This window comes from Rhizobium sp. CG5, assembly GCF_023701945.1.
Classification (GTDB): Bacteria; Pseudomonadota; Alphaproteobacteria; order Rhizobiales; family Rhizobiaceae; genus Allorhizobium.
In genome coordinates this window covers 1-1,939 of the sequence record NZ_JABAEF010000049.1, presented here as the reverse complement: position 1 = coordinate 1,939, position 1,939 = coordinate 1, and the positions used below count along the sequence as shown (strand labels likewise).

The 1,939-nt window shown below is 60.7% G+C and carries 1 protein-coding gene and 1 pseudogene; both read right to left on the bottom strand.

Annotated features, from left to right (window positions below; all coding sequences use genetic code 11):
- A partial coding sequence (locus HGO38_RS31225; RefSeq protein ID WP_352230525.1) for a CHASE3 domain-containing protein occupies window positions 1-1,348 on the bottom strand: 1,348 nt, incomplete at its 3' end.
- 245 nt (window positions 1,349-1,593) lie between these two features.
- Window positions 1,594-1,939 (bottom strand): annotated as a pseudogene (locus HGO38_RS30950) (methyl-accepting chemotaxis protein); the annotation flags it as partial.

The window sequence follows — 1,939 nt, the reverse complement described above, 5'->3', positions numbered from 1 at the left end:
CTTCCACCGCGGCATTGAGGGCGAGCAGGTCGGTCTGGCGGGCGATTTCCTGGACGATCGAGATCTTCTCGGCGATCGTGCGCATGGCGCCGACGGCGCGGCTGACGGCCTCGCCGCTCGCTTCGGCATCCTTTGACGACTGGCGGGCGATCTTTTCGGTCTGGGCGGCGTTGTCGGCGTTCTGCTTGATGTTGGCGGCCATCTGTTCCATCGAGGCCGAGGCTTCTTCGGCCGAGGAGGCCTGTTCGGTGGCGCCCTGCGACAGCTGCTCGGAGCTTGCCGACAGTTCCTGGCTGCCCGACGACACGTTGTCAGCCGCGGCCAGCGCATCGCCGACCACGCCGCGCAAGCGTTCGACCATGCTTTCCAAGGCGATGCCCAAAGTATCCTTATCGGACAGTGGCTTGGGCGACACAGTCAGGTCGCCGCGGGCGATCTGGTCGGCGATGTTGGCTGTCTTTCCGAGATTTTCCACCATCATCTGCAGGGCTTCGTTGACCCTCTGGCTCAGGCCGCCATACTGCGTGCTTGGGACGGTCTTCAAGTCACCCTCGGACACGCGGCCAACAAGCGTGGCAACGTCGTTGAAGGCGCGCTCGACCGCCTGCACGGTGCCGCTCATGATGCCGATCTCGTCCTTGCGGCCGACATCGTCCGCATCTGCCAGGCTTGCCAGTTTTTTCGTCAGGGCGACGATCGGTTTGGCGATCAGCGACATGATGGCAAAATAGGCGAGGATGGACACGATCAGGATGGCCGATGCGCCGACCATGACGGTCGTATCACCGACCTGGAAGGCCTTTTGCTGAGCAGCCAGTCGCTCGACCATCAAGTCGCGCTCGACCTTGATGATCTCTGCAACGATCGCCCGGATGCCATCCATTGGCGCTTTTCCGGCGCCAGACGCTTCCATGTCGCGGGCCTGCTGCTGGGTCCCAACGCCTTGCATCAGGCGGATCTCTTCTTCGGCGACCTTGGTCTGCCAAAGGCGAGCCTGCTCTTCGAGCTTGTCGGCACGGCTTTGCTGTGCCGGGTTGTCGGACGTCAATTCGCGGAATTTGGCGACCGAATCCTCAAAGGCCTTCTGGCCCGAGACATAGGGGTCGAGAAACTCTTTCGAGCCGGCGATCAGGTATCCTCGAAGGCCTGTCTCCCGATCGACCATTCCGGACATTGCCGTCGAGATGGTTTCGATCACGGCCGTTGTGTGATCGGTCCACACGATGGTCTGCTTGATTTCGGAATTCTTGAAATAAATTGTCGCATTTGATGCCATAACGATCGCGATGATTATGCCGAATGCCAGCATCAATTTTCGCGTTGTCGATGTGTTTTGCATCCAGTTCATGTCCGCCCCCTAAGGTGTTCCGTAGAAATGATAAAAACCTGCTCGGCTGTTTGGCCATTTCTGCTGATGCCCCTGCATCCCCCGCAGATACTGCTCCGTCTAGTTTGCGCCGAGCATGCTGCGCCTCGTTTTGCCTGCCGTGCAGGGTCCAAGATTCCATCCGACGAAAGAGGGACATTCACGTCCGGCCCGGCGGCAATCAAACTTGGACAAATGCCGAGGCCCGAAGGCCTCGGCTGCATTCATCAGGCGCTCTGCCTGAAATCACGATCTTCCGCGTCCGGGCCGCCCATCGACATATCGAGGGCGAAACCCTTGGCGCGCGCCTGCTGGGCTGCAACCGACTGTTCATTGCGTCGCGCCGGCTGGGCGTGGACGTGGCTGGCCTGAGGTTTGCGGGCGACCTTTGGCTTGGTCGTCGCGTGACTTGCCGACGAGCCAGCCCGGTCGACCTTGAAGAAGGCGATCGACGTCTGCAGTTCCTCGGCCTGTGCGGCCAGTTCCTCAGATGTCGCCGACATTTCTTCCGAGGCACCGGCATTCTGCTGGGTCACCTTGTCGAGCTGCTGGATCGCCTCGTTGATCTGCGAA